This is a genomic window from Rhodococcus sp. SB1D (genome assembly GCF_048573875.1).
Taxonomy (GTDB): Bacteria; Actinomycetota; Actinomycetes; order Mycobacteriales; family Mycobacteriaceae; genus Rhodococcus_F; species Rhodococcus_F qingshengii.
In genome coordinates this window covers 578,983-603,092 of the sequence record NZ_JBMAIQ010000002.1, presented here as the reverse complement: position 1 = coordinate 603,092, position 24,110 = coordinate 578,983, and the positions used below count along the sequence as shown (strand labels likewise).

General features: G+C 63.6%; 25 protein-coding genes. 12 read left to right on the top strand and 13 right to left on the bottom strand.

From position 1 onward, the window contains the following. Positions 1 to 46: 46 nt before the first annotated feature. From pstS to ACN50D_RS08430, 3 genes are all read right to left on the bottom strand, one after another. The gene (gene pstS / locus ACN50D_RS08440) at positions 47 to 1,165 is read right to left on the bottom strand and encodes a phosphate ABC transporter substrate-binding protein PstS (protein ID WP_211921068.1); all 1,119 of its coding nucleotides are present in this window, start codon (positions 1,163 to 1,165) and stop codon (positions 47 to 49) included. 193 nt (positions 1,166 to 1,358) lie between these two features. Further along, positions 1,359 to 2,258: a mycothiol synthase gene (gene mshD, locus ACN50D_RS08435; RefSeq protein WP_007733842.1), complete on the bottom strand. Its 900-nt coding sequence runs from the start codon at positions 2,256 to 2,258 to the stop codon at positions 1,359 to 1,361. A gap of 1 nt (position 2,259) precedes the next feature. Next, the gene (locus ACN50D_RS08430; RefSeq protein WP_003939728.1) at positions 2,260 to 3,012 is read right to left on the bottom strand and encodes a winged helix-turn-helix transcriptional regulator; all 753 of its coding nucleotides are present in this window, start codon (positions 3,010 to 3,012) and stop codon (positions 2,260 to 2,262) included. 141 nt (positions 3,013 to 3,153) lie between these two features. On the opposite strand from ACN50D_RS08430, the gene ACN50D_RS08425 reads away from it, so the two are divergent. The 8 genes from ACN50D_RS08425 to ACN50D_RS08390 all read left to right on the top strand — a co-directional run bounded on the left by ACN50D_RS08425 (position 3,154) and on the right by ACN50D_RS08390 (position 8,403). Then, positions 3,154 to 3,933, top strand: a complete 780-nt coding sequence (locus tag ACN50D_RS08425) for an LmeA family phospholipid-binding protein (protein WP_003939847.1) — start codon at positions 3,154 to 3,156, stop codon at positions 3,931 to 3,933. After that, entirely contained in the window at positions 3,930 to 4,406 is a 477-nt protein-coding gene (locus ACN50D_RS08420; RefSeq protein ID WP_073512761.1) for a thioredoxin family protein, read from the top strand. Before ACN50D_RS08425 ends, ACN50D_RS08420 begins: the two co-directional genes overlap by 4 nt. A gap of 10 nt (positions 4,407 to 4,416) precedes the next feature. After that, positions 4,417 to 4,503 (top strand): putative leader peptide, encoded by an 87-nt coding sequence (locus tag ACN50D_RS08415; RefSeq protein WP_350318872.1) that lies wholly within the window; start codon positions 4,417 to 4,419, stop codon positions 4,501 to 4,503. 131 nt (positions 4,504 to 4,634) lie between these two features. Then, positions 4,635 to 5,105, top strand: a complete 471-nt coding sequence (locus ACN50D_RS08410) for a DUF4395 domain-containing protein (protein WP_073512792.1) — start codon at positions 4,635 to 4,637, stop codon at positions 5,103 to 5,105. A 74-nt stretch (positions 5,106 to 5,179) separates the two neighbouring features. Next, on the top strand, positions 5,180 to 6,013 hold the full coding sequence (locus ACN50D_RS08405; RefSeq protein ID WP_003939859.1) for a sulfurtransferase: 834 nt from the start codon (positions 5,180 to 5,182) through the stop codon (positions 6,011 to 6,013). A gap of 2 nt (positions 6,014 to 6,015) precedes the next feature. Then, on the top strand, positions 6,016 to 6,321 hold the full coding sequence (locus ACN50D_RS08400) for a DUF1416 domain-containing protein (RefSeq protein WP_003939797.1): 306 nt from the start codon (positions 6,016 to 6,018) through the stop codon (positions 6,319 to 6,321). A gap of 258 nt (positions 6,322 to 6,579) precedes the next feature. Beyond that, positions 6,580 to 7,218 carry an FABP family protein gene (locus tag ACN50D_RS08395; RefSeq protein ID WP_039973378.1) on the top strand — a complete coding sequence of 213 codons (639 nt, stop codon included), beginning with the start codon at positions 6,580 to 6,582 and terminating at the stop codon, positions 7,216 to 7,218. Between the two features lie 144 nt (positions 7,219 to 7,362). Beyond that, positions 7,363 to 8,403 (top strand): type IV toxin-antitoxin system AbiEi family antitoxin domain-containing protein, encoded by a 1,041-nt coding sequence (locus tag ACN50D_RS08390; protein WP_063315846.1) that lies wholly within the window; start codon positions 7,363 to 7,365, stop codon positions 8,401 to 8,403. Positions 8,404 to 8,636: 233 nt separating this feature from the next. Here ACN50D_RS08390 and cydC read toward each other — a convergent pair whose 3' ends face one another. From cydC to ACN50D_RS08365, 5 genes are all read right to left on the bottom strand, one after another. Next, on the bottom strand, positions 8,637 to 10,325 hold the full coding sequence (cydC, locus tag ACN50D_RS08385) for a thiol reductant ABC exporter subunit CydC (protein WP_211920827.1): 1,689 nt from the start codon (positions 10,323 to 10,325) through the stop codon (positions 8,637 to 8,639). Beyond that, positions 10,315 to 12,003 (bottom strand): thiol reductant ABC exporter subunit CydD, encoded by a 1,689-nt coding sequence (gene cydD / locus ACN50D_RS08380; RefSeq protein WP_211920828.1) that lies wholly within the window; start codon positions 12,001 to 12,003, stop codon positions 10,315 to 10,317. The genes cydC and cydD overlap by 11 nt, the downstream gene beginning before the upstream one ends. Positions 12,004 to 12,061: 58 nt before the next feature. After that, positions 12,062 to 13,105 (bottom strand): cytochrome d ubiquinol oxidase subunit II, encoded by a 1,044-nt coding sequence (cydB, locus tag ACN50D_RS08375; protein WP_003939727.1) that lies wholly within the window; start codon positions 13,103 to 13,105, stop codon positions 12,062 to 12,064. 9 nt (positions 13,106 to 13,114) lie between these two features. Continuing rightward, complete coding sequence (locus tag ACN50D_RS08370) at positions 13,115 to 14,614, bottom strand: cytochrome ubiquinol oxidase subunit I (protein ID WP_116057927.1); 1,500 nt, start codon at positions 14,612 to 14,614, stop codon at positions 13,115 to 13,117. A 154-nt stretch (positions 14,615 to 14,768) separates the two neighbouring features. Beyond that, the gene (locus ACN50D_RS08365; RefSeq protein ID WP_007733829.1) at positions 14,769 to 15,632 is read right to left on the bottom strand and encodes an aminodeoxychorismate lyase; all 864 of its coding nucleotides are present in this window, start codon (positions 15,630 to 15,632) and stop codon (positions 14,769 to 14,771) included. 79 nt (positions 15,633 to 15,711) lie between these two features. On the opposite strand from ACN50D_RS08365, the gene ACN50D_RS08360 reads away from it, so the two are divergent. The 4 genes from ACN50D_RS08360 (at position 15,712) to ACN50D_RS08345 (ending at position 18,854) form a co-directional block, all read left to right on the top strand. After that, the gene (locus ACN50D_RS08360) at positions 15,712 to 16,833 is read left to right on the top strand and encodes a YgfZ/GcvT domain-containing protein (RefSeq protein ID WP_211920829.1); all 1,122 of its coding nucleotides are present in this window, start codon (positions 15,712 to 15,714) and stop codon (positions 16,831 to 16,833) included. Further along, a complete protein-coding gene (locus ACN50D_RS08355; RefSeq protein ID WP_030535239.1) occupies positions 16,830 to 17,498 on the top strand; it encodes an MOSC domain-containing protein in 669 nt (222 codons plus the stop codon). Before ACN50D_RS08360 ends, ACN50D_RS08355 begins: the two co-directional genes overlap by 4 nt. After that, entirely contained in the window at positions 17,495 to 18,448 is a 954-nt protein-coding gene (locus ACN50D_RS08350) for an asparaginase (RefSeq protein WP_211920831.1), read from the top strand. Before ACN50D_RS08355 ends, ACN50D_RS08350 begins: the two co-directional genes overlap by 4 nt. Before the next feature lie 202 nt (positions 18,449 to 18,650). Continuing rightward, positions 18,651 to 18,854 (top strand): DUF3073 domain-containing protein, encoded by a 204-nt coding sequence (locus ACN50D_RS08345; RefSeq protein WP_003940337.1) that lies wholly within the window; start codon positions 18,651 to 18,653, stop codon positions 18,852 to 18,854. 150 nt (positions 18,855 to 19,004) lie between these two features. Here the strand turns inward: ACN50D_RS08345 and purM are convergent, their stop codons facing one another. The 5 genes from purM to purF all read right to left on the bottom strand — a co-directional run bounded on the left by purM (position 19,005) and on the right by purF (position 24,063). Further along, positions 19,005 to 20,084 (bottom strand): phosphoribosylformylglycinamidine cyclo-ligase, encoded by a 1,080-nt coding sequence (gene purM, locus ACN50D_RS08340; RefSeq protein ID WP_003940225.1) that lies wholly within the window; start codon positions 20,082 to 20,084, stop codon positions 19,005 to 19,007. Between the two features lie 207 nt (positions 20,085 to 20,291). Beyond that, positions 20,292 to 21,038 (bottom strand): AIM24 family protein, encoded by a 747-nt coding sequence (locus ACN50D_RS08335; protein ID WP_003939813.1) that lies wholly within the window; start codon positions 21,036 to 21,038, stop codon positions 20,292 to 20,294. A gap of 13 nt (positions 21,039 to 21,051) precedes the next feature. Beyond that, positions 21,052 to 21,729 (bottom strand): AIM24 family protein, encoded by a 678-nt coding sequence (locus ACN50D_RS08330; protein ID WP_211920833.1) that lies wholly within the window; start codon positions 21,727 to 21,729, stop codon positions 21,052 to 21,054. Between the two features lie 3 nt (positions 21,730 to 21,732). Beyond that, complete coding sequence (locus ACN50D_RS08325; protein ID WP_003940441.1) at positions 21,733 to 22,341, bottom strand: AIM24 family protein; 609 nt, start codon at positions 22,339 to 22,341, stop codon at positions 21,733 to 21,735. 144 nt (positions 22,342 to 22,485) lie between these two features. After that, a complete protein-coding gene (gene purF / locus ACN50D_RS08320; RefSeq protein WP_003940541.1) occupies positions 22,486 to 24,063 on the bottom strand; it encodes an amidophosphoribosyltransferase in 1,578 nt (525 codons plus the stop codon). Between the last annotated feature and the right edge of the window lie 47 nt (positions 24,064 to 24,110).

Sequence of the window (24,110 nt, the reverse complement as noted above, 5' to 3'; positions counted from 1 at the left end):
CACGTCTGAATGTAGATCCATGAGCTTGTCCGCACGAGTCTCTAGGTCAGCTGATTGCCGTGATGGACGCGTTGAGGCGATCCTGGACGTTGGACGGCAGCGGGACGTAACCCTGCTCGGCCAGGTTGGCCTGACCCTCGTTGGCCGCGCTCGTCAGGAACGACTTCACTGCTGCGGAGGTGTCCGCGTCGTAGCCCTTGGAGCAGACGATCGAGTACGTGGCGAGAACCAGCGGGTAGGCGCCGGCTTCGTTGGTCTTGAAGATCGACGCGAGGTCGAGCGTCAGGTCGCCGGTTGCGTCGGACTTGAACTTCGCGCCTGCGATCGACTTCGCGGCCGTGTCGTTGGTCAGTGCGACTGCCTCGGAGCCGATGTTGATTTCGGCAACCGAGAGCTTGTTCTGATCGGCGAACGACTTCTCGACGTAGGTGATCGAACCCGGTGCCGTGGCAACTGCCTGTGCAACGCCCGCCGAACCCTTGGCGCCCTCACCGACGCCACCGGTGAAGTCGGACCCTGCGCCCGACGTCCAAGCACCGTTCGATGCCGCGTCGAGGTACTTCTGGAAGTTGTCGGTGGTACCCGAGGAATCGGAGCGGATCACGGTGGTGATCTTCTCGTCGGGAAGCGATGCACCGGAGTTGAGCGCGGCGATTGCCGGATCGTTCCACTTGGTGATGCCGCCGTTGAAGATCTTCGCGAGAACCTCTGCGTTGAGAACGAGCTTGTCGACGCCGTCGAGGTTGTATGCAACTGCGATCGGGCCGAAGACGAGGGGAAGGTTCCAGGCTTCGCCGCCGACGCAACGCTCCTTGGCCTTGTCGGCCTGCTCGTCCTTGATGGCCGAGTCGGAGCCGGCGAAGTCGATCTGGCCGGCGATGAACTGTGTACGACCGTCGCCCGAACCGCTGGGGTTGTACGCGACGTTGACCGTCTTGCCCTTTTCCTGGCACACGGAGATGTAAGTGGCGACGAACTGGTCCATGGCGTTCTTCTGTGCCGAGGAACCAGCGGCAGAGAGGTTGCTCTTGCCTTCGCACGTTGCGTTCGATGCGGACGCGTCCACACCCGTCGACGACGAGTTGTTGTCGCTGCCACATGCGGCCAAGGTCATGGCGCCCACGGCCACTACACCGAGCAGGGCACCACTGCGCTTGAGATTCACCAAGATCCTCCGGAAATCGCTACCGCCACGCCCACGATCGGGCGGCGACATGAGACGCAGAATGATTGAAATCTGCATCAGGCAACACGGCGCTGCCCACAGAGAAAAGTAGGCGGGCGCGGTGTCCGGCTGGACCACACATGGTTAACGGAGAATGAACAGACTGGACATTTCTGCGTGTCCGACTGTGACGTCAGAGCGCGCGGGCGTAAGCCATGTCCACGTGGAACCGATCGAAGCCGAGTCGTTCGTACGTGTGGAGGGCGGCCGTGTTGTCGCCTTCGACGTACAGAAGGACGGTTCCGAGGCCGCGATCACGCAGGTAATGCATGCCCGCGAGAGTCAGCACTCGGCCGAGACCTCGTCCCTGCGCCGCGGGATCGATCCCCACGACGTACACCTCCCCCAGCTCCGGATCGTCACCTTCGGGTGCGTGCACCTTGGTCCAGTGAAAGCCGAGAAGAGTATCGGGATCGGTGTCCGCGAACGCCATGAACAGACCAGCAGGGTCGAACCAACCTTCGGCCGTTCTCTCGTCGATCTCCGCCTGGGTCCAGCCACCCTGCTCGGGATGCCAGGAGAAGGCCGCATTGTTGACGCGAAGGATCTCGGAATCGTCTTCGGGTCCACCATACGTCCGAATCGTCACACCTTCGGGCACAACGATTTCCGGAAGCTGCGGAGCATCGAGTGGTCGACGCAGCTGCAGGAGTTCACGAACGCTGACCAGATCGAGGCTCTTGGCGAATTCGACTGCGGCGTCGACGTTTCCGTGCGCCCAGACACGCGTGCCCGGCCGGCCCTCGTCGAATACCGCTGCGGCAAGCCTGGTTCCGATGCCGCGGCGCCGCGCCTGCGGGTCGACCACCAACTCCGCCATGTCGGGATGCTCGTCCGAACCGGCTTGCAGCTGCGCATAACCGACGACCGCATCGCCGTCGAGTTCGAGGAAGTGTCGCGCGCCGCCGCGCCCGGCAACGGCATGGCGCCCCTGTTCCGACACGGGCGCCTTGCCGTCGAACTCGGTTGCGCGATCGAGAAGCGCGGAAACCTGCTCGGCGAATCCAGCCGGCAGTGAATCTGTCCAACCCACGTCAGACCACCGATCCGTCGGCCGCGTCGTAGTCGACGTCCTCGTCGTCCTCGAACTGAACGGGAGCAGCTGCGCCACCCTTGGCCCTGGTCGGACGCACTGCCTTATATCCGACATTTCGGACTGTACCGATCAAGGACTCGTATTCGGTGCCGAGTTTCGCCCGCAGACGACGCACGTGGACGTCGACCGTCCTGGTGCCGCCGAAGAAGTCGTAGCCCCACACTTCCTGCAGCAGCTGCGCCCGGGTGAATACCCGTCCGGCGTGCTGCGCGAGGTACTTGAGCAGCTCGAATTCCTTGTAAGTCAAATCAAGGGGCCGTCCACGCAGTCGTGCCGTGTACGTCCCCTCGTCGATAACCAGTTCGCCCAGCGTGATCTTTCCCGACGCTTCCGGACTGGCCACACCGCCGCTGCGGGCGACCAACAACCGCAATCGGGCGTCCACCTCAGCCGGACCGGTACCGGGAAGCAGGATGTCGTCCAACCCCCAGTCGGCGTTGACGGCAACGAGTCCGCCTTCGGTGAGGACGGCGACCACAGGTACTGCGGATCCTGTGCTTCCGAGCAATCGACACAACCCGCGTGCGGCAGCCAGATCGGTGCGCGCATCCACCAATGCCACGTCCGCGGAACTTGCCTCGAGTAGCGAGGAAACCTCTGTGGGGGCAGGCCGAACCGAGTGCGCCAGCAACGCCAACGCCGGTAGTACAGCTTCCGGGTTGGGGTCGGAGGTGAGGAGGAGCAGTTCCACACGGCCTCCTATCTAGTAGCCCGCGCAACCCGTGAGGGCAACGCTCGAGTAGTTCGACGCTTTTGGTCGGTCCCTACATTAGCGTGCCTGGTACCGGGGCCGTCGCATCGAACCCCGACCGGAGTCCGTCACAATGGTGCGGTGCGCAAACTGATCATCGGCATCGTCTTTCTCCTCGGCCTCGGACTGGTGGCCGATTTCGGCGCGGCCGCGTACGCCGAGTACCGGGTTTCCCGCGAGCTCCGAACCGGCGCATCACTCGAGTCGGATCCGGAGGTCACCTTCAACGGGTTCCCCTTCCTCACCCAGGCACTCGGCGGGAAATACAAGGACGTCTACGTCAGAGCTACCGGCGTCCAGAGCGACGTGGTGGGCGAAGTGACCGTCGAGGCCGATCTGCGCGGGGTCACCGTTCCCTTCTCCGACATCGTGAACGGCAATGTCACCCAACTCCCCGTCGACAAACTCGACGGCCGGATGGGAATCAACGCCACCGACCTCGGAAAGCTGCTCAATATCCCTGACCTGCAGGTATCTTCGCCGCCTGCCAACAAGTCGGATGGCACCGGGGGCAGCGGCGGAACCGGAGCGAGCACCGCGGGCGCCGTCGTGCTGACGGGAACGGTTGCCGTCGGCCCGGTCGAGACTGCAGTGAGCGTGCAGGCCAACCTGGTTCTGGAAGGTGGGCAGGTCAAGATCGTCGCCAGCAATCTGTATTTCGGTCCGGAGGGCAAAGCCGATTTCTCGATCCCCGCAGCACTCGAACCCGTCGTCCTCGGACTGTTCAGCTACACGATCGATCCGCAGGCACTCCCCTACGGAATTCAGCCGAGCCTGGTCTACGCGGAAGGCGGAAGAATCGTGATCGAAGGCAGCGCCGAAAACACGACGATCGATCTCGCAGAGCTGCAGAACCGATGACCGGGATCACAATTCTGCTGGTCGCGCTGGTCGCCGTCGTCGCGGTCGGGCTCTTTCTCAAGTCGCGCAACGGAAAGGTCCGAGTCACCACGCCGGCCGCGACCGGCGCGGCGGACAGTCGCCTCGAACTGCTCCGCGCCGCTGGAGTCTCTTCGCCGAACGGCGGACCCGTCGTACTGCATTTCTCTGCCGACTGGTGCGGACCGTGCGCGGCAGTACGCCGCGTCGTCGGTCAGGTCGTGATCTCGATGGCCGACGCTCCCCGTCCGCCGGTGGAGATCGAGCTCGACATCGACCAGGAACCGGCTCTGGCACGCGAGATGAGTGTCCTCTCGCTGCCCACCACCTTCATCCTCGACGGTGGCCTGGAGGAACAGTTCCGGGTGTCCGGAGTGCCATCCGCAGCCGATCTGAAAGCTGCACTCGTACCACTATCCGGACCCCACGAGCCAAAATCCGAGAATTCGGGGTAAACTCGCCGACGTGCAAACCCGCCACGAGCTGATGCTCACCCGACGCCGCGCAGTAGACCTGTGCCGCCTCGGGGGCTGTTGCTGTACCTGTTGCTGATCACCACATCCGTCAGATCTCTCTGACCTTCGAGCTTTCGCTCACGTGATCAATCCACCGAGTGGGACTTTGACGTCCCGTTTTCTCGGTCCAGGCACAGCATCATGCAATCCAGCGCAGGAGCACTCCCGATGTCCACAACCACACCCCAGCTCGAGCAGGTCGACGTCCGCGGACCTCGATTCGCCGCGTGGGTCACCACCGGCGTTCTCGTACTCACGCTCATCCTCTCGACCTTCTCACTGCCCGCCGCCACCGTCGTTCTCGCACTGCAGGCCATAGTCTTCGCGGTCGGAGCGGTACTCGGCCCCAAGCGCAGCCCGTACGGCCAGATCTTCGGCAAGCTCGTCGCCCCGCGACTCTCGCCGGTCAGCGAACGCGAACCCGTGGCACCGCTGCGCTTCGCGCAGTTCGTCGGCCTCGTCTTCGCATTGGCAGGCACGGTCGGTTTCCTGGCCGGGTCGACGATCGTCGGCACCGTTGCCACCGGCTTCGCCTTGTTCGCGGCCCTGCTCAACGCCGCGTTCGGTATCTGCCTCGGCTGCCAGATCTATCCACTCGTCGCAAGGCTGCGAAATACCGGCCGCGCTACCACCGCGTGAAAACGCTTGCCCCACAACCCTGCTGAACCCCTGCTAGATAACGACCGATGCAAGACCATATCGAAAGGAACACCATGGCTCGCTCCGACGTCCTAGTCTCCGCTGACTGGGCTGAGCAGAACCTCAACACCCCCAAGACCGTTTTTGTCGAGGTGGACGAGGACACCAGCGCATACGACGGCGGCCACATCGAGGGTGCAGTCAAGCTCGACTGGCGCAAGGACCTCCAGGACGGCGTCCGACGCGACTTCCTGAACCAGGAGCAGTTCTCGGATCTGCTCTCCGCCAAAGGCATTGCGAACGACGACACCGTCGTTCTCTACGGTGGCAACAACAACTGGTTCGCCGCTTACGCTTACTGGTACTTCAAGCTGTACGGCCACCAGGACATCAAGCTGATCGACGGCGGCCGCAAGAAGTGGGAACTCGACGGACGCCCGCTCTCCAAGGACGCAGTCAACCGCGAAGCCACGCAGTACAAGGCCGAGACCCCCGACTTCTCGATCCGCGCTTTCCGCGACGAGGTCATCGACGCCATCGGCAGCAAGAACCTCGTCGACGTTCGTAGCCCTGACGAGTTCTCGGGCAAGATCCTCGCTCCCGCCCACCTTCCGCAGGAGCAGGCGCAGCAGCGTGGCCACGTCCCCGGAGCCATCAACATCCCGTGGAGCACCACCGCCAACGAGGACGGCACCTTCAAGTCGGACGACGACCTCGCCAAGCTGTACGCGGAAAAGGGCTTCGACGACACCAAGGAAACGATCGCCTACTGCCGCATCGGCGAGCGTTCGAGCCACACCTGGTTCGTCCTGCAGGAGATCCTCGGCAAGAACAACGTCAAGAACTACGACGGCAGCTGGGTCGAATACGGCTCACTCGTCGGCGCACCGATCGAATTGGGAGCCTGATCATGTGTGGAGCACCTACCCAGGGCCAGACCCTGCCTGCCGGCGTCGACGTCGAGAAGGAAACGGTCATCACCGGCCGCGTTCTCGCAGCTGACGGCCAGCCCATCGGCGGCGCATTCGTGCGTCTGCTCGACGGCTCCGGAGAGTTCACGGCCGAGGTCGTGGCATCGGGAACCGGCGATTTCCGCTTCTTCGCCGCTCCGGGCGAGTGGACCGTGCGTGCACTGTCCAGCTCGGGCAACGGCACCTCCACCGTCGCTCCCGAGGGCTCGGGCGTGCACAACGTGGACGTGACCGTCAGCAAGTAATTCCTGCTTTGTCAGGCGGCCCCGCACCCCTCCGGTGCGGGGCCTTCTGCATTCCGGCTCCCGATTTTTCCGGTCGGTCGCCGCGGTCTAAGATGTACCCGTGGTCATTTTCTTCGAGGTACTCCTCGCACTCGCATCCGTCATGATCGCTTGGTTCTCCGTGTACGTCGTGTACCGCTTGGTCACCGACGAGTCGTGAGTCAGGCTCCGGATTCAGGGTCCGACGCGACCGCTGACGATTCCGCCGCTGCAGGTGCCGTGAGGCGCGGCAGCGGGGACGAAGCTGTCGCCATCGCCGTCGAGCGCTCCAAGTCGACGGCGTCGCTCAACATTCCGACCCTGCCGGACCTTCCGTTGCCGGAGGACACCGCAAACCTGCGCCTCGGCCCGGACATCAATCCCGAACTCCTCGCGCTTCTCCCCCTCGTCGGTGTCTGGCGCGGCGAAGGTGAAGGACACGACGAGAACGGCGACTACGCCTTCGGTCAGCAGATCGTCATCTCGCACGACGGCGGCCCGTACCTCAATTGGGAGTCCCGGTCCTGGCGCCTCGACGCCGAGGGCAAGTACGTGAGCCCCGATCTGCGCGAGAGCGGTTACTGGCGCATGGGCGGCGACGGCATCCCGGGCAGCGTCAACCAGGAAGTGGTCGAACTCCTGCTCAGCCACAGCTCCGGTGTCGTCGAAATGTACTACGGGCGCGCACTCACCCAGGCGTCGTGGGAACTTGCCACCGACGTGGTGATCCGCAGCCAGTCCGGTGCACTGTACGGCGGCGCGAAGCGTCTGTACGGCATCGTCGAAGGCGGCGACCTCGCGTACGTCGAAGAGCGGATCATGTCTGACGGTGGCCTGGAACCGCGTCTCTCGGCCCGCCTGACGCGCTACATCGGCTAGCTCTGCTGTGCGCCTTTATTAACCCCCGGCGGTTAATAAAGGCGCACAGCAGATTTATCCACAGGCACCGACAAATTCCACAGGCGGGCTTCGGAGCGGCATCTTCGACCGATTCTTGTCGGTCCGCGATCTGACGGTATTCGCATGAGCTGCGACTACATCGATCCTGATCTCCGAAGACTCTTCGACTTCCAACACGGACTCGCGACCAACAAACAACTACGCCCTTTCGGCTATTCACCGCGGCGCATCCAACATCTGGTCGAATCGGGTCAATGGACTTCCGTCCTCCACGGCGTTCAATCCAGCACCAACGGCCCGCTCAACCGAGCAATGATTCTCGAGGCCGCCCTTCTGTTCGGCGGCGGAGAGACCTACCTGAGTCACCGGACGGCAGCTGAAGAGTGGGGACTCACGCACATCGAGTCCGAACTGCCGGTCCACATCACGGTCCGATACGGCAGATCCTCGCGCTGTCAGAGTCCGACGGTCAGACCCGAACGCTCCCCGGCGCGCCCCGTTCCGTTGGGGTGGTCCACTGCCCATCCCGGAGTGATCGTTCATCGTTCACGCGCTCAGGCCCACATCGGCGTTGCCACTCAGCCTGCTCGTACTTCGCTGGCCGACACCGCAATTGACCTGGCGGTTGCAGAGCCGTCGGCTCGCGACGCCGCTCGTTCTCTGGTTCGCTCGGCCACGGCGTGCAAAGTGTCACGGATGGAATTGCGCACCCGAATGGAATGCCGCCGGCCGAGGCGATATGTCAAAGCGCTGTCCTCGACATTGGACCTGTTGGATCGCGGTGTCCAGTCGGTACTCGAGCATCGCTACGCAATCGAGGTCGAGCGAGCACACGGTTTGCCGGAAGCACGACGGCAATCGCCGGTCCTCGTCGATGGGAGAACTTTCTACGAGGACGTCGACTACCGCAATTGCGGTGTCGCACTGATCGTTCGACTCGACGGATTTGCCTTCCACTCTTCTCGGGCGACTGCGCTGCGGGATCGTCGGCGAGGAAACGCATCCGAACTGTCAGGCAACGCCACACTGGTCTTCGGTTGGGAGGAGGTGGAGGGGGCCTCGTGCCGAACTGCAGCCGAGGTCAGAGCGATCCTCGAGCGCGGTGGATGGTGGGGGCCTAATCCTTGTCCACGCTGTGCGCCTTTATTAACCGCCGGGGGTTGATAAAGGCGCACGGCACGAAGCGACCCCCGAGCCACACCCACGCTTTCGCGCGGATCCCGGTCGGACTGATCGGGGGCTCGGGGGTCGGGTGGCTGCCTGGGATTCGCCGGCCGCTCACGCGGTAAGTGAATTCCATCAGCGATTGCGGCTAGCTGGCAGCCACCTCACGCGTCCGTCTGTACTTCAATTTCAGACCACCTCCTTCCTTGTGTACAGGAGAAAGTACGCCCACTTCACGATGACGGCAACGTATTTTCCACAGAAACTTTTCCGACGCATATCACCTGGTCAGCTCCAGTACCGGCCGGAAGTTGATGGGTAACGACAACAACCGTTCGCGAAGAATCGACCAGCGTTGCGTCGCGACTGAGCAACTCGCGGAGCAACTGATCGCCCGCCTCCGCGTCCATGTGCTCGGTCGGCTCGTCGAGCAGCAGCACCTCCGCAGGCGAGACGATCGCGCGCGCCAACAGCAACCGACGACGCTCACCGCCCGAAACCGCTCGCATGCCGCCGACCAGGTAGGTGTCGAGCCCTTCAGGCAGTTCCGACAGCCAGTCGCCGAGACCGACTGCGGCAAGTGCCTTCTCCGCGTCCTCGGCGGTGAGGTCACCCCGCGCGACGCGCAGGTTCTCGAGTACCGACGTCTCGAAGAGGTGTGCGTCTTCGGCGAAGTACCCGACGTGCCTGCGCAGTTCGGCCGGATCGACTTCCGAAACATCCACTCCGCCAACGCGCACTGTTCCCGCGATAGGCGGCAGCAGTCCCGCCATCGTCATCAGCGCGGTGGTCTTTCCGGATCCGCTCTCGCCGACGACGGCAACGCGGGCACCGCGAGGAAGATCCACGGAGAGCGGTTCGGTCACCTTTCCCCCGGGCCAACCCGCCTGCAATGCATGCACGCTGAGAATCCCGTCCTCCGGCCACGCACGATTTCCTTCAACGTGTTCGGCGTCGGCTCGATCGAGTACCGCCATGATGCGTGCCGACGCCAGCCGCGCCTTGGTCAATGCCACCGCCGCGCTGGGCAGTATCGCGGTTCCCTCGAAAGCCGACAGCGGAAGCAGTACAAGGATTCCCATGGACATCGGCGACATGTCGGTGGTTCCGTACAGCGAGATTCCGATCAGCAGGGCACCGAGGACGCTCACTCCGATTGCCAGGGGCGTGGCAGCGGCGGCAAAGGCACTCGGGACCGCCGCGCGATCGGTTGCGTCGACCACATCGTTCTCGGCAGAGACCGCCTCGCTCACCGCCTGATCCAAGCGACCCGATACCCGGAGCTCGGCGGAATGGTCGAGGGCGGTCACCGCGGACTCACTGAATCGCGCTGCGGCAGCAGAACTGTCGGCCTCGGCGAGACGAGCAGCACGAGCCGAAAGCCAGGGTGCCGCGATCCCGGACACCGCCAGCGCAACAGCCAGGATGAGCGCGGCCGGAACCGAGATGAACAACAGGATTCCCACCGCAGCAAACGCGAGGACAATCGAGACCGCAATCGGGATCAGTGCTTTGACGACGACGTCGCCCAGTGCATCCACGTCGGCGCCCGTACGTGAGAGCAGGTCACCGCGTCGTAGTCCGGCTGCTGCCGCGGGATCTCCTGCGGCCAACTGCTGGTAGATCCTCGATCGCGCCGCGGTGGTTCCGCGCAACGCGACGTCGTGCGTCGTCAATCGCTCGAGGTAGCGGAAGACACCACGCGAGATTCCCAACGCGCGTACGGCAACCACAGCGACGCTGAGATCGAGAACGGGAGGCATCTCCCAAGCCCGCGTGATCAACCATGCGGACAGCGCGGCCAAGGCGAGTGCGCTACCGAGTGTTGCCACACCCGCCGCTACCGCCGTCAGTACGCGTCGTGGCCGAAGTTCCAGTAGCCGCAGAGCACGCAGGAGCGGATCGTGAGCGTCACTTCTCATGAGCGCGCACCTCGACGATCCGATCAGCTGCGGCAAGCACACTCGGACGGTGGCCGATCACGACAACGGTGTCGCCACGCTCCGCCCGTGCTCTCAGAGAAGCCAACACTGTCCCTTCCGAATCCGAGTCGAGGTGAGCGGTGGGTTCGTCCAGGACAAGAACTGCGCGGTCCGAGGCAAGCACGCGTGTCAGTGCCAGCCGTTGCCGCTGCCCCAAAGACAGACCTGTGCCGCCGACGCCGATCACGGTCTCGACGTCCGCAGGCAGCTCGGCCAGTACCGCGTCGAATCCCGTCGCAGCAGCGGCGCGGGTCAGTGCTTGCGCATCGACGACCCCGGTGAGATCGAGATTTTCACGAACGGTGCCGGGTAGGAGGACCGGATGCTGGGGAAGCCAGGCCAACTGACTCCACCACGCGTGCTCGTCCAGGTCTCGGACATCGACGCCGGCGACCGTCACACGCCCACTGCTCGGTTCGATCAACCCGAGCAGCGCGTGCACTGCCGTCGACTTGCCGCAGCCGTTGGGACCGGTGAGCACGGTGATCGCCCCTGGGGACGCCACGGCGGAAAGTCGAGACGGTGCGACTCCGCCACGAGAGGCCACACCGAGTCCGTCGAAGACGATGTCGGCGCCTCGAGCGACCACCGTCGTGCTACCACCCTCCGGCGCGGCAGAATCCGCCTCGATAACCTCGAATGCCTTGTCGGCTGCCGCCATTCCGTCCTCGGCGGCGTGGAACTGGGTTCCCACCATCCGAAGTGGCAGGTACACCTCGGGGGCGAGGATCAACGCGACTATCCCCGGCTCGAGTGACATGTCGCCGTACACCAGTCGCAAGCCGATACTCACGGCCACCAACGCGACGCAGAGCGTTGCGAGCAGTTCCAGCACCATCGAGGACAGGAACGCGACGCGGAGAGCTGACATCGTCGTTCGCCGATGAGCGTCACCGAGTTCACGGACGCGCTCGGCAGGACCTTGCTGACGACCGAGCGCCCGCAGCGTCGGCAAACCGGCAAGAAGATCGAGCAGTTGCGAAGACAACGTGGTCATCGCTGCCAGCGTCTTCTCCGACTTACCCTTTGTCAGCAAGCCGATCAGAATCATGAAGATGGGGATCAGCGGCAGCGTCACGAAGATGATGACCGCAGACGTCATGTCCTGCACCGCAATGACTATCAGGGTGATGGGTGTCAGCGTCACCGACAAGACCAGGGCCGGAAGGTATCCCGTCAGGTACGGACCAAGGCCGTCGACACCTCGGGTGACCACGGTCGCGATCTCGTCACGCCGCGGATCCAGATCGCGAGGACTCATCGCCGTCGCCGACGTCAGCACGCCGTTCTTGATCTCGGCAACGACGCGAGTCGACGCCCGGTGCGCATACCTGGTCTGCAACCAGGTCCCCAGAACTCGGACCGCCACAGCTGCGGCGAGAACAACCAATTCGGTTGTCCACGAGGAAACATCCACAGTTCGAGTGGTGATCACTCCGGCCAGCACCCGGCCGATCATGAGCGCCGCGACGATGACCATCACGACGTTCACCATCGACAGAGCAACAGTGAGGATCAGATAGCCGCGCGCAGAAGCGGAATGTCGCCACAGCCGCGGGTCGATCGGCCCCCGGCGACGCTCCCGAGTGGTGGGAGCGTCACCTACTTCGATTGTCACGTGAATTCGACCGTCAGTTCTTTCGTGTTTCGAATGTGTCGTGATTCAGGGTTCGCGACTACCACGTCTTCTCCTTGAATCGCAGACCGATCGACGCCGGAATCTGCTTGGAGGAGATGCGCTGTCGGAACACCCAGTACGTCCAGCCCTGGTAGATGATCACCACCGGCGTCATGAATGCCGCGGCCCACGTCATCACCTTGAGCGTGTACGGACTCGACGACGCGTTCTCGATGGTCAGGCTGTACGCCGGATCAAGCGTCGACGGCATGACGTTCGGGAACAGCGAGGCGAACAGCAGCACGACAGTGGCGATGACGGCCACACAGGTGAGAACGAAAGCCCAGCCTTCGCGCTCGGCCCGCGTCAGGAAGACGACGCCGATCAGTGCCGCAGCAGCGGCAGCTACCAGAATCCACGTCCATCCCTTGCCGTAGGCGAGTTGCGTCCACAGAACGAATCCGCCGGCGACCGGAATAGCCGGAATTGCCAGTCGTGCAGCAATCTTCACGGCATCTTCACGAACCTCGTCGGCACTCTTGAGTGCCAGGAACACTGCACCGTGGAGAGCGAACACCAGCGCGGTGGTCAGACCGCCGAGCAGCGCGTACGGATTGAGCAGATCGAAGAATCCCGACTCGACCTGCTTGTCGGCGTTGATCGCCACGCCCCGAACGATGTTCGCGAAAGCCACGCCCCAGAGAACTGCCGGGACCCAGGAGCCGAAGATGATGCCCCAGTCGCAACGCTGACGCCATTTGTCGTCGTCGATCTTGCTTCGCCATTCGATGGCACAGATACGAACGATCAAGGCCACCAGGATGATCAGCAGCGGTAGATAGAACCCGGAGAACAACGTCGCGTACCACTCCGGGAATGCCGCGAACATCGCGCCACCGGCGGTGATCAGCCACACTTCGTTGCCGTCCCACACCGGGCCGATCGTGTTGAGCGCCACCCGTCGACGCGTATCGGCCGGGAGGTCACTGCCTCTGCCGACGATCGGCATGAGCATCCCGACACCGAAGTCGAACCCTTCGAGGACGAAGTAACCGATGAACAGTACTGCGACGAGCACGAACCATACTTCTTGAAGTCCCATGATCGCCTCCTAGTACGCGAACGACAGTTGTTTGGGCTTGTCCGGATCTTCCGGCTCATCATGATCTGTATCGCCCGGCGGATGCATGTCGTGCTCCAACGGGCCTTCCTTCGCGTACCGCACGATCAGCTTGAACCAGACGACTCCCAGCGCTCCGTACAGCAGGGTGAAGGTGATCAGCGAAGCCCAGACGGTGGCCGACGCGTGGTCCGAAACACCTTGGTCGACAGTAAGTCTGATCATGTCGACGCCGGTCGGGTTGGGATGCACCACCCAGGGCTGACGGCCCATCTCGGTGAAAATCCAACCGGCACTGTTCGCCATGAACGGAGTGGGAATCGCGACGAGGCTGAGGACTCCGAACCACTTCTGGTCCGGGACTCGCCCCTTACGTGTGACCCACAGCCCCGCGAGAGCCAGTGCTGCCGAACCGGCGGCGAGGCCGATCATGGCGCGGAAAGACCAGTACGTGACAAAGAGATTCGGTCGGTAGTTACCCGGTCCGAAGTCCTGCTCCGCCTGCTCCTGCAGTTGGTTCACGCCTTGCAGTTCGACGCCGGTGAACTTGCCCTCGGCCAACCATGGCAGAACGAACGGCACCTTCAGAACGTGCGTCACGCTGTCACAGTTGTTGTGAGTGCCGATAGTGAGGATCGAGAAGTCCGGATCCATCTCTGTCTCACACAGCGATTCCGCCGACGCCATCTTCATGGGTTGCTGCTGGAACATGAGCTTGCCTTGGACGTCACCGGTGTAGATGATTCCGATTCCGGCCACGATCATGACGAGCAACGCGAATCGTGTTGCCGGACGGTACATCGTGCGCGCGTCGGACTCGAGGCGTTCGGCTTCGGCGGCCTCAGCCTGCTTGGCGCGGCGCATGTTCCGCACCATCCACCAACCACTGATGCCGGCAACAAACGTCGCCGCCGTCAGGAAGGCGCCGGCAACCGCGTGCGGGAAGGCAGCGAGAGCGGTGTTGTTGGTCAGCAGCTCCCAGATACTGGTGAGCTCGGCACGACCCGTTTCAGGGTTGTACGTCGCACCGACCGGATGCTGCATGAACGAGTTGGCCGCGATGATGAAGAACGCCGACGCGTTGACGCCGATCGCCACGAGCCAAATGCACGCCAGGTGTACAAGTTTGGGCAGCCTGCCCCAACCGAAGATCCAGAGTCCGATGAAGACGGACTCCATGAAGAAGGCGACAAGGCCTTCCAATGCGAGCGGAGCTCCGAAGACGTCACCGACGAATCGCGAGTACTCGCTCCAGTTCATGCCGAACTGGAACTCCTGCACGATGCCGGTGGCTACACCGAGTGCGAAGTTGATGAGGAAAAGCTTGCCGAAGAACTTGGTGAGCCGATACCAGTGGTCCTTTTTGGTGACCACCCACATCGTCTGCATGATCGCGATCATCGGCGCAAGTCCGATGGTCAGCGGAACAAGGATGAAGTGGTAGACGGTAGTGATACCGAACTGCCACCTGGAGACGTCCAAAGTATCCATTGGCTACTCCGAGAGTAGGGCCCTGGGACAGGCTTCGGGGTTCGAGACGCGGGCAGTCGCTCGGCCCCTGCGGACACGGTACTGCTGTCCGGTTTGGACCGCAGGACTTTGCTACTACCAAATGTAGTAGAGACCTGGCGCGATTCCTATTCGCCTATCGCCCTGCTGAATCCGAATCAATTGCACGTTCAACCAATTCCGCGAATTCCCCGGAGACCTTCGGCTCTGGCAATGTGAGCCCGTCGAGTGTATGGACGCGTGCGGCCAGCGTGACGCTCGAAACCATCCACACTCCGTCGGCCGCAATCAAATCCGCAGGTCGGAGGGTTTCGTATCGGCAATCGAAGCGAGCACTGCCGGCAACGTCGAACAGGGCGCGCTGCGTAGTGCCCATCAAAATGCCCTGTGCGGGAGGCGGTGTGATCAAAGTCCTGTCCCGAACGATCACCACCGTCGAGCGTGGCCCCTCCAACACATTGCCCTCGGAACTGACGAAGATCACATCGTCAGCACCCAAATTCGCCGCATATCGAAGCGCTGCCATGTTGGTTGCGTACGACAACGTCTTCGCGCCCAGTAGCTGCCAGGGTGCCCGGGCAGAGAGATCGACAGAGAAACCTCGCTCGAGAGTCATCACCGACAACCCCGATTCGCGGACCTGTCTGACCCGATCGGCCACCGGACCGACCATCACGAAGGCTGTCGGCTTGTCACCGCTCTCACGGCCGCGGGTCAGAACAAGACGAAGAGCGCCTTCCTTCTCGGTCCCCCACTCCTCGGCAGCCATCTCGATCGCCAGACGCCAATCATCGAGAACGGGAGCGGGCAGACCGAGTGCCCGCGCGCTCAGAACCAGTCGACTCAGGTGTCCCTCGACCACCCGGGCGCGGCCGTCGCGTACCAACAGCGTCTCGAAGACTCCGTCGCCGCGCACCACCGCCAGGTCGTCGGCGTGCAGAAACGGTGCGTCAGCATCGAGCACCTCATGGTCGAGAGTCACCAATACGCGATCAGGCATGCCATCAACCCTAACGATCCGCCAAGCCGCCGGGGCCGCCCTGTAACCGCGATCCCGCCCACACTCCTAGACTGGTCTCGTGGTCGACAACGCTCTTGTGCCCAACAGCCCACTTCTGACTTCCCCCGGCGCGGTCACCGCACCGGACGGTTCGGCCGACATCGGTGTCGCGTGGCACTACGGCGATCCTCTCGGCGAACAGCGAACCGCGCAGCGCGCAGCAGTGGTGGTCGACCGCAGTCACAGATTCGTGATCGCCATTCCCGGCGACGAACGCCTCACGTGGCTGCACACGATTTCGAGCCAGCACATCGCCGCGCTCCCCGACGGCAAGAGTGCCGAGAACTTGAGCCTGGACGTCAACGGACGCGTCGAGCACCACTTCGTGCAGACGGACCTGGCAGGTGTCACCTGGATCGACACCGAGGCGAACCGCGGACCCGACCTTCTCTCCTTCTTGAAGAAGATGGTGTTCTGGTCCAAGGCCGAACCTCGAGACGGCAACGAACTCGCGGTCCTGAGCCTGATCGGACCCGAAGCGTCAACTGTCCTCGCCGCACTCGAGGTTCAGACACCCACCGAGGCCTACGACGCTCACGCCTTGGCCGACGGCGGATTTGTCCGCCGCATGCCGTGGCCTACCGAGAACTCTTTCGATCTTCTCGTCCCACGTGAGCAACTGGCAGCGTGGTGGACCAGGCTGACCGATGCCGGCGCCAAGCCCGCCGGCAGTTGGGCCTTCGAGGCACTGCGCGTCGAAGCGACGAGGCCTCGCCTCGGACTGGACACCGACGAACGGACCATCCCGCACGAGGTCCGCTGGATCGGTGGGCCGGCCGAGCACGGCGCCGTCCACCTCGACAAGGGGTGCTACCGCGGTCAGGAAACCGTTGCCCGGGTTCACAATCTCGGCAAGCCCCCGCGCCATCTCGTCATGTTGCACCTCGACGGCAGCGCCGAAGCCGTCCCGGAACCGGGTGACCCGATCACGGCGGGCGGACGGGCCGTCGGACGCGTCGGGACCGTCGTCAATCATCACGAGCTCGGCCCCATCGCACTCGCTCTGATCAAGCGGAACATCCCGGTCGACACCGAACTGATGGCCGGCCCCAGCGCTGCGTCCATCGATCCGGATTCGATCGTCGCGGACGACGCACCCCAGGCCGGACGTGAGGCTGTCAACCGATTGCGCGGAAAGTGACGGGCACGGTCGACGCGGTCTGCGTCGTCCACACCGAACGTGACAGTGGCGTCAGGCGAGTCCCCCGTACCGCGATCGACAAGCGTCCCGTCGACGGCCGCGTCGCGGTCGGCCGACTCGGTCTGGGTGGCGACTACGTCTGCGACACCGAGTTCCACGGCGGCGCCTTCCAAGCTGTCTACGCGTATCAGCGCGACGAAGCGCAGCGCTGGTCGGACGAATTGGGCCGACCTCTCGGCCCCGGATGGTTCGGCGAGAATCTTCACATCAGCGGGATGCTCGTCACGGACGCCGTGATCGGCGAGCGTTGGCACATCACCGGAGCCGAGGCGTCGGACGTTCTCGAACTCGAGGTGACCGCGCCCCGCGTCCCGTGCGGCACCTTCGGCATCTGGGCCGCGGAAAAGGGCTGGGTCAAAAGATTCACCGAGCGGACCGACGTCGGCGCCTACCTTCGCGTCAACCGGACCGGCACGATCGCCGCGGGCGATTCGGTCACCCGAGTCCACGTACCGGATCACGGAGTGACTGTTCGAGAGGTCTTCGCCGGAACGGATCCTGAGCGGCTTCGACGGCTCCTCGCAGAACACACCGACCTTGCACCGAACGTCACCGCGCGTGTCCAGAGGTTCATCGAACAAGCAGAAGCGCAGGTGCACTCGTGAGTATCGAATTGGTGGAAGTGGTCCGCTCCGGATTCCGCGAATGCGTGCATCGCGGATCGGCCGTCATTCTCGGCGCCGACGGCGAGGTCGTTGTCGGACTCGGGGAAATTCACACACCCATCTACCCGCGCTCGGCGAACAAGCCGCTGCAAGCCGTCGCTGCGCTTCGTAACGGCTTTGCACCCACCAGCCCGGAAGAGCTGGCCGTCGCGTCGTCCTCACATGCGGGCGAGGCCGATCACATCGAACTGGTCGCAGCGCTTCTCGCTCGCTACCAACTCGGTGTCGACCAGTTGCAGTGCCCCTCCGATCTGCCGGGCAACGAACTGGCCCGAGCCGAACTGATCGCAGCGGGCGAGCTTCCCAGCCCGATCTACATGACCTGCTCGGGCAAGCACTCCGCGATGCTCGCCACGTGCGTCGTGAACGACTGGCCGCTCGAGACGTACATGGAGCCGACTCATCCCCTCCAACTCGCGATCCAGGAGACGATCTTCGATCTCAGCGGCGAGGAAGAGCAGGAACTCGGCATCGACGGTTGTGGTCTCCCGATCGTGCCGCTCTCGCTCACGAACCTGGCTCGGGCATTCGGACGCCTGCCCTCGGCTGAGCCCGACTCACCCGAACGAGCTGTGGCCGACGCGGTCCGCGAGAACCCCTTCCTCGTCTCGGGCATCGGCCGCAACGATCAGCGCCTGATGTCCGCCGTGCCGGGTCTGTTCTCCAAGACCGGATACGACGGCATCTACGCCGGAGCGCTTCCCGACGGTTCCGCTTTCGCCCTCAAGATCGACGACGGTCACGAGCGGGCGCTCCTGCCCTTGGCGGCAGCTCTGCTCAAGCGGATGAACACCGAGTGGACCGAGGAGTTGGCGGCTCTCGCATCCGCTCCGGTCTTCGGCGGCGACGCCCGAGTGGGGACGATTCGCGCAATTCCCGGAAACTTCTGAGCAGTTCTCACAAAGTTCTGACGAGTTCTTTCAGCATCCTGGCAGCTCGCGGCCATAGTGAGAGCAATCAGACACGGCGGTGAGGCCTTCGTGGAAGCGGAAGCGACTTTTCCACGCTAGAGTGTGTGTCAGGAAACTTACACACTCAAACGGGGCCGCCAAATTCCCCAGGCCGCCCCGCGAAAGCGCGAGGGGGTCAGCCATGGGCCGCGGCCGGGCTAAGGCAAAGCAGACCAAGGTTGCACGCGAATTGAAATACAGCGTACCGACCACGGATTTCGACAGCCTGCAAAGAGAGCTCGCAGGTGGATCGACCAACTCGCATCGGAGCAGTGTCCGATCGGACCAGACTTCCGATAGGGAAGGGCATGCGCGAGAGGACGACTACGACGACTGGCGGCGTTGACCGCGCACTGCCACCGCGCAGACTGTGAAATGAGGAAGAGCTGATCGCTCTTCCTCATTTTTGAGTTCCATTTTCCGCCTCGCGCCTGCTTGTACGGACACACAAAACTGCCCCACCGGATCTCTCCGATGGGGCAGCTGACGTTGTGGTCTAGAAGCGCGGGTGGTCTCCGGCCAGGAACGCACGCTCTGCAGCGGCGTCCGACGCCTTCTTGACGCTACCGAGCGTCCAGCAGTCGATGTGGCGTGCGGTGAGGACGGCAAGTGCGCGGTCGACGTCCTCGGGTGCGACGACGGCGACCATGCCGACGCCCATGTTGAACGTCTGCTCCATCTCGGCGCGCTCGACGCGTCCGCGCTGCGCGATCATGGCGAAGACCGGAGCGGGGCTCCAGGTTCCGCGATCGAGTTCGGCGACCAAGCCCTTGGGCATGACGCGCGCGAGGTTGTTGGCGAGGCCGCCACCGGTGACGTGGCAGAACGTGCGCACGTCGGTCTCGGCAGCGAGTGCCAGGCAGTCCTTGGCGTAGATCTTGGTGGGCTCGAGCAGCTCCTCACCGAGCGTGCGGCCGAACTCGTCGACGTGTGCGCTCAGGTTCATGCGGTCGATCTCGAGCAGGACCTTGCGGGCCAGTGAGTAACCGTTGGAGTGCAGTCCCGAAGAACCCATCGCGATGACGACGTCGCCGGGGCGAACGCGATCCGGTCCGAGCAGCTTCTCTGCCTCCACGACGCCGACACCGGTGGCGGAAAGGTCGTAGTCACCGTCGGCCATGATGCCGGGGTGCTCGGCGGTCTCGCCGCCGAGGAGAGCGCAGCCGGCCTGGATGCAGCCCTCGGCGATTCCGCTGACCAATTCCGCGACGCGCTCGGGGATGACCCGGCCGACGGCGATGTAGTCCTGGAGGAACAGCGGCTCGGCGCCACAGACGACGAGGTCGTCGACAACCATGGCGACGAGGTCGAGTCCGACCGTGTCGTGCTTGTCCATCGCCTGCGCGACAGCGAGCTTGGTTCCGACGCCGTCGGTCGATGCGGCGAGCAACGGCTCCTTGTAGTCACCCTTGAGGGAGAACAAGCCGGCGAAACCACCGAGGCCACCCATGACCTCGGGGCGGCTGGCCTTCTTGGCCAGAGGGGCGAAGAGTTCCACCGCCCGGTCGCCTGCGGCGATATCGACTCCTGCTGCCGCGTAGGAGGCGCCTGCGGTGCGGTGACTGTCCTCGGTCATCGGGTTACTACTCCAGCCTTGTATTTCTCGCGAGCACGTATTGCTCGTGCACAGGTAAGTGGTCTTGCAATGTGAAGTGTTTGCAATCCTCGTGACGCGAGATGGATCGTTCGACTCGAGACCCAGAGCGCGCACACAAATACCGACGATTACGCCCATACGCTACCGGACCGGCCCCCTCGGTGAGACCTCGCGTACCCCGAGACGTCAGTTCTGCAGCCGCGCACCGATCGAGGCGTGCAGTGCGCGCAGACTGTTCTGCCCGAGTGCGACCGTCTCGGATTCGATGTGTTTGAGGAGGTGTCCGTCGTGGACGACCTTCTCGCTCGACTGGATCAGTACCGTCCCGGCTCCGGTGAAATCGAACTGGCGTTCTTCGCCGGTGTTCGCGCCGAACATGCTTCCGCGAACCGCGCCCAGGAAGCTCTGCATCCAGTCGGCATCGAAGTGGTGGGACGGCGACGGGCAGTCGGCCCAACCCACCAACGCCTGCGGGTCGATGCGCAGCGGCGGCTCCGCGAACATGACCGGGCCATTGGACGACGCCAGGAACTTGCCTGTCCCCAGTAGCGTCAAAAAGCCTGGGACGATGGACTGTTTGAGGTCCAGGCTGGTCTCGAAGGCGAGGAGATTGGCCGCGCGAATCGTGAGGTTGCCGTCGTCGAGGTCGTAGGAATTGATGTTGAATCCGCGGTCCCCGAGGATCAACTTGCCCTGTCCCTGAGCGAGCACCCAGTCGTCCGCGTAGAGCGGTGAAGAAAACCTGGCCGCGACGATCGCCGTCATGCTCGTGCGCCCGAGCGGCTCGAAGTTGATGTTTCCGTAGTACGCGATCATCGCGCCCTTGGACGTGAACCACGGTTGTCCGGCCATCTCGACGCAGAAGGCGTAGTCGTTGCCCGGGACGTTGTCGTTGGCGGGCAGAGTTGCCGGATTGTGAATTTCGATACCCATGCTCTGTGCCCTCTCAGAACTTCTGCTCGGACGCCTGGACCCAAACGGTGCCGGCGCCGGTCATCTTCAGCTGGATGGACTCCCCCGAGCCCTTGCCGACGGCCTCGCGCCAGCCGACGTTCGCGGAGATGTCGACGTTGATCTGACCGATGTGGCACACGTATGCCTGCGGGTCGACGACGACCTGAGGATTGTTCGGACCGACCTGCAACGGAATCGCGCCCCCGTGCGAGAGGACCGCGACGCTTCCCTGTCCGTGCAACTGCGTCGTGAACACCCCTTGACCGGTCATGGCGCCGCGTACTGCTCCGCGCACACCGCCCTGCGACGTGAGAGCGACTATCGAACTCTGGAGGTAACCGTCGTGTGCGAGGAGTCGGTCGGCTTCGACGGTGAGCATTGACGACCCGTCGAGGTGGATGACCTCGACGTACAAGCCGGCATGCCCGTAGAAGACCTCACCGTTTCCCTCGGCCGCCATCATGCGTGCATGCTCGCCGGACATCATGCGGCCGGCCATCCCGGCGATACCGCCCATGTTCGGCATGGCGCCGGGCCCACCGCCCATGCTGTGCGGGATGAAGCGGACGTCACCGGTGTAGTAGAGCATCGACCCGGTGCGGGCGAGCACGTTCTGGCCCGGCGCGAGGGTCGACTTGACGACCTTGCTGTTCACCAATTCCAACGGCATGGTTCAGCGCTCCTCGGGCTGGATGTAGACGACTCCGGATCCGTCGAATCGCAGCGAGAACGCTTCACCGCTGCCACCGCCGATCGCAGAGCGCCAGGTGACGTCGGTGACGAAGCTCTGGTTCAGCTGGCCACGGTGAGCGACGAATGCGTCGGGATCGGCAACCAGCGGATACTGCGGGCTGACTTCGAGCGCGATGATCGGTCCGCCCTTCGACAGCACCGCCACCAGACCGGTGCCGCTGACGACCGTCGTGAACAAGCCCTGTCCGGAACCTGCGCCGCGGAGACCGGCAAATTTCACGTCGGTTCGCAGTTGGCCGACCAATGCGAGCAATTGCGAGGCTTCGACGTGCAAAGCGTCGTTGTTGAGCTCGATGATCGTGATGTCCTGGGCGTCGACCGCGAAGTAGACGGTGCCTTGACCGCTGACTTCCATCAGGGACAGTGATTCACCTGCCGCCTTCTGTTTCAGCGCGGCACGTAACCCACCGCCACCGCCCATTCCGGCGTTCTTGAAGGTGATCGCACCCTCGTACGCCACCATCGAGCCGTTGATCGCTTTGATGGTGTCCCCCACCAGGTCTGCGACCAGGACCCGGTGCCCATCCATTCTCAGTTGCGCCACGGAGGGCACTATGCCAGATGCTCACGACGTATGCCGTGTCGTGGAACAGAAAGTCGTGAACAGAAAATCTGCCGCCCACATGCTGTGGACGGCAGATTCTCGGCTGTCGAATTTCAACGATTCTGATGTTCAGGGGCGGCTGAGCGCGCTCGCATTGTCGTTGTCGCGAGTGGCCGTCGAACCTGCGGTGCTCTCGAGCATCCCCTCGAGGACGTTCTTGCCGATCGACGTTTCCTTGGGAAGCGCGATCGGGTAGGTCCCGTCGAAGCACGCGGCGCACAGACGGCTGGCCGGCTGCTCGGTGGCGGCGATCATGCCTTCGGTGGAGATGTATCCGAGCGTGTCCGCTCCGATGGAACGACGCACACCGTCGAGCATTTCCTCGAACGTCGCGTCTTGTCCGCCTGCGCCGTTGGCGATCAACTCGGCGGGTGAGGCGAAGTCGATACCGTAGAAGCAGGGCCACTTGACCGGCGGCGAGGCGATACGGACGTGAATTTCGAGGGCGCCGGCTTCGCGGAGCATCCGGATGAGCGCACGCTGAGTGTTACCGCGGACGATCGAATCGTCCACCACCACAAGGCGCTTGCCGCGGATGACTTCCTTGAGCGGGTTGAGCTTGAGCCTGATACCGAGCTGACGGATCGTCTGCGACGGCTGGATGAAGGTGCGGCCGACATAGGCGTTCTTCATCAAACCCTGGCCGTAAGGAATGCCTGAGCCCTGTGCGTACCCGACGGCTGCGGGGGTGCCGGACTCGGGAACAGGGATGACCAGATCACCTTCGGCGGGATGCTCGCTGGCGAGCAGACGGCCGATCTCGACGCGGGTCGAGTGGACCGAACGGCCACCGATGACGCTGTCGGGACGCGCGAGGTAGACGTACTCGAAGACACATCCCTTGGGCGTCGGATTCGCGAAACGTGAGGAGCGGACTCCGTCGGCGTCGATCGCAAGTAGCTCACCGGGTTCGATGTCGCGAACGAACGACGCACCGACGATGTCGAGGGCTGCGGTCTCGCTGGCGACTACCCAACCGCGGTCGAGTCGACCGAGGCAGAGCGGGCGGATGCCGTGCGGATCGCGCGCTGCGTACAGCGTGTGCTCGTCCATGAAGGTGAGGCAGAACGCGCCCTCCAACGTGGGAAGCAATTCCATCGCGGCCTGTTCGATGGTGCTGTCGCCGGCAGCGTGTGCCAGGAGACCACCGATGAGGTCGGAGTCGGAAGTCGCGGCATTGGGGCGCTTGTCGTTGACCAGGCCGGCTGCACGGGTGCGGCTCGCGAGTTCAGCGGTGTTGACCAGGTTGCCGTTGTGGCCGAGCGCGATGCCGGTTCCGGCAGTGGTCGTACGGAAGATGGGCTGCGCGTTCTCCCACGTCGTGGAACCGGTGGTGGAGTAACGGCAATGTCCGACGGCGACGTGACCTGGCATCGCTGCGAGGGTCTGCTCGTCGAATACCTGACTGACCAGGCCGAGATCCTTGAACACCAGCACCTGGGAGCCGTCGGCTACCGCAATGCCGGCAGCTTCTTGACCACGGTGCTGAAGTGCGTACAGGCCGTAATAAGTGAGCTTCGCCACATCCTCTCCCGGCGCCCAGACGCCGAATACACCGCATTCTTCGCGGGGCTCGTTCTCGTCCTCGTCGGACGGGTTCGAAGCGAGGAGATTTGGACTGTTGACCGACAGATCGGCACGAGTCACCGGGCGCTCCCTTTGTGGGCAGGGGTTGGGGGGCATCCACAGTCTAC